5 protein-coding genes and 1 pseudogene are annotated in these 5,699 nt (G+C 62.8%); 2 read left to right on the top strand and 4 right to left on the bottom strand.

The features are described 5' to 3' along the window. Positions 1–227: 227 nt before the first annotated feature. Complete coding sequence (locus HMPREF0298_RS00470) at positions 228–617, bottom strand: heavy metal-responsive transcriptional regulator (protein WP_006839099.1); 390 nt, start codon at positions 615–617, stop codon at positions 228–230. Between the two features lie 108 nt (positions 618–725). Here HMPREF0298_RS00470 and merA point away from each other — a divergent pair, with 108 nt between their 5' ends. Both merA and HMPREF0298_RS12640 read left to right on the top strand, forming a co-directional pair. After that, positions 726–2,150: a mercury(II) reductase gene (merA, locus tag HMPREF0298_RS00475; RefSeq protein WP_006839100.1), complete on the top strand. Its 1,425-nt coding sequence runs from the start codon at positions 726–728 to the stop codon at positions 2,148–2,150. A gap of 342 nt (positions 2,151–2,492) precedes the next feature. Beyond that, positions 2,493–2,643: pseudogene (locus tag HMPREF0298_RS12640) on the top strand (IS481 family transposase); the annotation flags it as partial. Positions 2,644–3,107: 464 nt separating this feature from the next. On the opposite strand, the gene HMPREF0298_RS00480 reads toward HMPREF0298_RS12640, so the two are convergent. The 3 genes from HMPREF0298_RS00480 to HMPREF0298_RS00490 all read right to left on the bottom strand — a co-directional run. After that, entirely contained in the window at positions 3,108–4,388 is a 1,281-nt protein-coding gene (locus tag HMPREF0298_RS00480; protein WP_006839101.1) for a serine hydrolase, read from the bottom strand. After that, complete coding sequence (locus HMPREF0298_RS12940) at positions 4,385–5,005, bottom strand: replication initiation protein (protein WP_006839102.1); 621 nt, start codon at positions 5,003–5,005, stop codon at positions 4,385–4,387. The genes HMPREF0298_RS00480 and HMPREF0298_RS12940 overlap by 4 nt, the downstream gene beginning before the upstream one ends. Before the next feature lie 186 nt (positions 5,006–5,191). Continuing rightward, positions 5,192–5,699: IS256 family transposase (locus HMPREF0298_RS00490; RefSeq protein WP_040422098.1), on the bottom strand; the 508-nt coding region annotated here is incomplete at its 5' end.

Raw genomic sequence — 5,699 nt, forward strand, 5'->3', positions numbered from 1 at the left:
GTGACGACCGGAGAAGATGCCCATGGCTGTGATTATTTCACGTAGGTCTTCCTGTCGCCCGAACTTTGCAACAGCACCGGTCTTCCTGTCGCCCGAACTTTGCAACAGCACCCTACTACGTCAGTCAATTTGTCGATTTTGCTGATGAGCTCTTCCTCAATTTTGTAGATCTGGCGGTATCTTTTTGCGAGAGCCTTTTGGCGGTCCAGGAGGTGTGCCCAATTGGATTACAAGTACCTACACACTTGATCGGTGCTGCACGTTTCAGGGTCCGGGTGTGCGGCGTCCTGTCTAAGGTCCGCGATAGTGTCGCGCAGCACGGAGAGCTGCGCGATCTGCTGCTCGATCTCAGCGAGGCGCACGTCAAGCAGGTCGCGCACGTGCTCGCAGGGCGCCTGGCCGCCGTCGCGGATGTCGAGGATCTGGCGGATCTGGGCGAGGGTCAGCCCGGCGGCCTGGCCCCGGTGGATGAACCCGACCCGACCCACGGCATTCTCGGCGTAGTCCCGATAGCCGGAGGCCAATCGCTCGGCCGGAGGGAGCAGCCCCGACTCCTCGTAGAACCGCAGGGTCTTGGTCGTGGTTCCGGTTGCTTCCGCAAGCTGTCCGATCCTCATGTTCGCCGATTCCCCTTCCAATGGCCACTACACTTGACGTTCCATTGTACTGGAAGGTTCACAATGGTTCCATAGGAACTTTTGAACCACAGGGAAGAGACATCTGGAATGACAAACGAAAAGTTCGATCTGGCGATTATTGGTTCCGGCGGCGGAGCGTTTGCGGCCGCGATCCGGGCCACCGGGCTGGGCAAGCGCGTCGTGATGGTGGAGCGCGGCACCGTGGGCGGGACATGCGTGAACACGGGCTGCGTCCCGTCGAAGGCGCTCCTGGCTGCCGCGGAGGCCCGCCACGTGGCGTTGGATTCGGCCCGCTTCCCTGGGGTGGCGGCCTCGGCGGGCCCGGTGGACATGCCGGCCCTGATTCAGGGCAAGGCCGCGCTGGTTGAAAGCATGCGCACGGAGAAGTACGTCGATCTGGCCGCGGACTACGGGTGGACGATGATCTCGGGGGACGCGTCGTTCACCGGAACCCAGGACGCACCGCTGCTCCGGGTGATCTCCCCGGATGGTGCAGTGAGAACGATCGAGGCCGGGCACTACCTCGTGGCCACTGGCTCCGCACCCTACGTGCCCCCCGTTCCCGGACTGGCCGAGGCCGGGTACCTGACCTCGACGACGGCGATGGAACTGGACGAGGTGCCCGAATCAATGCTGATCCTGGGCGGAGGCTATGTTGCCCTGGAGATGGCACAGCTTTTCTCCCGGCTTGGCTCCCGGGTGACCATGCTGGTCCGTTCCCGGTTGGCCTCGCAGGAGGAACCGGAGGCATCCAAGGCATTGGCGGGGATGTTCGCCGACGAGGGGATCCGGGTGGTCCGGCGGGCCATGGCCGACTCCGTGGCCTCCGGCCCGGACGGGGTCTCGGTGACGGCAAACGTGGCCGGGGGCGAGGAGGTGTTCCGCGCTTCCCACATCCTCGTGGCACTGGGCCGCCGCCCGGTGACCGAGGGACTGGACCTTGACGCCGTCGGGGTGAAGACCGGCGCATCCGGCGAGATCGTGGTCGATTCCCGCCTGGCCACGTCCAACCCGCGGGTTTGGGCCGCCGGGGACGCGACCGGCCATCGGGAGTTCGTTTACGTCGCAGCGGCCCACGGCGCCCTGGCCGTGGACAATGCGTTCACCGATGCCCTGGCCGAGGTCGACTACCGGCACCTGCCCCGGGTCGCCTTCACCAGTCCCGCCATCGGGGCGGTCGGGATGACGGAAAAGGAAGCTGTCGCCGCCGGGATCAGCTGCGAGTGCCGGGTCCTCCCCCTGGAGTACGTGCCGCGAGCCGTGGTCAACCGCGACACCCGCGGCTTCATCAAGGTTGTCGCGGACCGCGACACCGGACGGATCCTGGGCCTCTCCGCGGTGGCCAAGGACGCCGGGGAAATCGCCGCCGCCGGCGTCTACATCCTCGAAGCGGGCATGACCACCGCGCAGGTCGCCGCCGCCTGGAGCCCCTACCTGACGATGGCCGAGGGCATCAGGATCGCCGCCAAGGCCTTCACCACCGACGTCTCCAAGCTCTCCTGCTGCGCCTGAGCTGCAGCCCCCACTACCGAAGCAAACGAGGCGCCCGCCTATCAGGACAGGTTGGTACAGCGGCATCAGGCCGGAAGTCAATTCGTGCAGAGGGCTTCGGGCAATCCGTCAGGAGCCCTCTGTACCGCCCCCGCAATGACGGGAACGTCAGTGTGGTGGACTTCGGAAAGCCACAGTGACACCCACTAGTTGTACTCGACCGTGACGTTGGTGGCACTTTCGGTCTTGTGAAATAGCTAGGCCTCCTGGCTTAGTGGAGCTGTCTAGTTCTTCACTGCCAGGAGGCCTCTATGCCCAACGGTAACGCCCGCTTGACCACGCATGCGAGAGCGTTGCTGGTGGCCAGGCAAGCTCATCCATATCGATGTGAAGAAACTCAGCCGCATCCCCGACAGCGGCGGTTGGCGAGTCCACGACCGATCCGCGACCGGAAGACCCGATCGGGTTCGACCACGTCCATGCCGCTGTCGATGACCACACCCGACTCGCTTATATGGCCCACTAGCGGTCGCGGAGCGTCCTGAAAACCTAAAGTTTTATGAGACACCCGGCAGGAACTGGAATGTGAGACCGTTTCATGGGGCAATTGGCCTCCTCCCCGTCTCACTAAAGCGTCTCGCCCTAAGTTGTCGCAGGGTGGTGCTCGGTAGGGGTTTGTGAGGCATAATCGAGACATGAGGCTTTTGGGGTACACGCTTGCGGACAGGTACGGCCCCCGCCGAACGTCGTCCATCTAGGGTTCACTTGGTTGTTCTTGGACACGTTTCTACTGGGGTCCAGACTCTTTCTGGACACTCTGCGGAGGGCAGACACACATTGTGACTCTCAACTTCATTTGGCGGGTTCTCTCACCTTCGCATGGCGGAACTCTCGGCGATTCGGAGAGCTCCGAGCTTTCGAGGTCTCTCAGGCACTGCACTACCGAGGCCCCGGCAGTACCGTGTATGTGCGAACACGTCAGCTGCTCAGCAACAATGTCTCGCCGATCTCGTCGAGGGCGAGGGTTGTGGCTCCGACGAGGAAGAGCGCGTGATCTTGCTCGCGATCAAAGCCGATCCAGCTCGAGAATCCTCCGGTACGTCCGTTATGCCAGGTGATGGTTTGTCCCTCGATTCGAGAGGTCATCCATCCCGCGCCCACGCGGTCTGCCCCGTCAGTCGAGAAGGCAGCGACTGGGTTAAGAGCGGCGGCGCCCGGTGCGAGACCGGTCAACAGCGCCCGCGCAACTTTCGCCATGCTCTTCACGTCAGTTCGAATACCACCGGCAGGCGCATATTGCAGATCGGTCCATGCCTGCTGCGGCCGCCCGTTTTTGTCTTTGCCCTGTACGGCCTGCTCATCCAGTGCCGCTTGGCCCTCTGCTGGTATGTAGAAGCGTCCCAGCTCGAGGGGTCTCGCAATGCGCTCCCGCAGCAGTTCGGCATAGTCCATTCCGGCAGCGGCAGCGAGCGCGTGGCCGAGGGCCGCAAACCCCAGATTTGAGTAAGCAGGCTCCTTCGCTCCGATCGGCACACGGCGCAGATCTTCAACAAGGTGGACGAGGGTCCTCCCGTCGAAGGGATTCCTTGCCTGGATCGTCCTGATGATGATGCGAGCTATATCTGTCATCCCCATCGGTTGTGCTGGCAGGCCTGACCTGTGCTGGGACAACTCTTCTAACGTGATGCCTGCCGCGCCGAAGCCCTGCAGCTCGAACAGTTCACCGAGCGTCGTTGTCGGAAGAACCTCTTCGCGTTCGATGGCATCGAGATAGAGCATCCCCGTGATGCCCTTAGTGATTGATCCAATTTCAAATGTCGCGGCCAGCGGGGCGCCGACGGTCGCGATTCGAGAACCGCTCCGTGTCACCGAAGCGATCCCCAGGGCGTGGACGCCTCTGGTGGGCAGAAGCTCCAGCACTTGTGCGGCGAGGGCGTCGTCACCATAAACAGTCTGAAGCGGCGAGCTTGAGCACTTCCTCGGCGCTTCAGACTGTTTGCGGTGCTCATGCAAGAGGTGACCGACGGTGCCCGTGCTCACGCCCATTTCGTCGGCTATCTCTCGGTAGGACTTGCCCTCGGCTCGGAGGGCGGCCGCGCGCTCCCTGCGAGCGGCCGCTCGCTCGATCACCGCACTGCGCGGTTCTGCTCGTAGGCGCCGGACGTTTCGCGCGGACATGCCCAGCAGCTCCGCTGCCTCGGCGGCGGTAAGTGGCCGGCCACTCTTGTCGAAGCGTGGCCGGGGGTCCAGAGCACTCATCCGAATACCTCCGTTATCCGGGCCTCGCGCGCCTGTCGGCGCTTCTCGCCCGACTTGATACCGCCTATTCTACCCCGTTTTGCTTGGTACTCGGACTTGCTAATGAAGTTCCTGCGAGTCCAACGTGCGATGGATGACGCCGTGGACTGCACCTCGGAGAACGGCAATGGCCCCCCGAGGGCATCGTCAAAGGAACGGTGCACTTGGTGGCAGTGCTGAACGACGATCCGGTGCCAATCGTCCATCGGTATAGCGGGATCATGTAGGCCATAGACCTCCCGACGCGCAGCATCAAACATCGCGCAGTTGCGACCTAGACCGCTGGATCGTTCCGGCTTGCGTGGAAGCTGACGGGGCGTGTGGATCGTTCCCAGCTCGCGCAGTCCGTACGCGCGATCTGTACCCCAGATAACGTCAGCATCTTCGTGCAGAGGGTTCCGGGTCAACAGTCCGGTGTACGCCGGGTCTCCGTCGAGGGACCGGCGCAGCCCCTCAGTCACTCGGGCGAGATAACGCAGCGCATCGACTCGACCAGCGTCCGTCCGGCAGACCGGGGCGTTGAGCCACCACCCGACGTGCCCGTGCCCCTTGTTGCCCTCCACGACCCAAGACGGCATTGGGTGTTCGCTTGGGCGCTCAAAGGCCCTCAGAACGGTGCTGTTGCAGGGTCAATAGAATGGGGAGCAGCGGTCATCGTCATGTGCCTTTCGGTGAGATGTGGTAGTTGAGTCGAAAGGTTACTGACGATGGCCGCCCCTATATCTGCCAGAGAGTGTCCGATTGTTTGTGTGCGGGGGCTTGGTTTACAAGTAGTCCGCGAATCGGTCGGGGTAAGCCACGGCTAGTTGGTTGATGGCTTGTTTCCATCCGGTGGCTTTCGCTCCTTCAACATAGCCGTTGCATTCGATGGCGCGCTTGGCTTTCTTCGCCCGCTGGGCGGCACGCTTGTCTTCGATGTTGCAGATCATCAACCACAGCGTCTTCAGCGCCGCGGTATCGTTCGGGAACTGGCCGCGGTTACGGGTAGCTTTACGCAGTTCAGCATTGAGCGACTCGATTGAATTGGTGGTGTAGAGCACCCGGCGTGCCGCAGGCGGGAACTGCAGAAACGGTATGAACCGCTCCCAAGCGTCGCGCCAGACTTTGACCGACTGCGGGTATTTCTGGCCCAGTTCACTGGCCTCGAACGCGTCCAGGCTGGCACGGGCGGTGTCCTCATTCGGCGCGGTGTAGACCTCACGCAGCGCCCGGGAGACAGATTTGCGGTCCTGGTAAGACACCCACCGGTTCGCAGCCCGAATCAGGTGCACG

The sequence above is a fragment of the Corynebacterium lipophiloflavum DSM 44291 genome (assembly GCF_000159635.1).
Taxonomy (GTDB): Bacteria; Actinomycetota; Actinomycetes; order Mycobacteriales; family Mycobacteriaceae; genus Corynebacterium; species Corynebacterium lipophiloflavum.

Excerpts from the sequence above, each read along its gene's own strand:
- HMPREF0298_RS00470 (WP_006839099.1), bottom strand. The coding sequence starts at position 617 with ATGAGGATCGGACAGCTTGCGGAAGCAACCGGAACCACGACCAAGACC.
- merA (WP_006839100.1), top strand. The coding sequence starts at position 726 with ATGACAAACGAAAAGTTCGATCTGGCGATTATTGGTTCCGGCGGCGGA.
- HMPREF0298_RS00480 (WP_006839101.1), bottom strand. The coding sequence starts at position 4,388 with ATGAGTGCTCTGGACCCCCGGCCACGCTTCGACAAGAGTGGCCGGCCA.
- HMPREF0298_RS12940 (WP_006839102.1), bottom strand. The coding sequence starts at position 5,005 with ATGCCGTCTTGGGTCGTGGAGGGCAACAAGGGGCACGGGCACGTCGGG.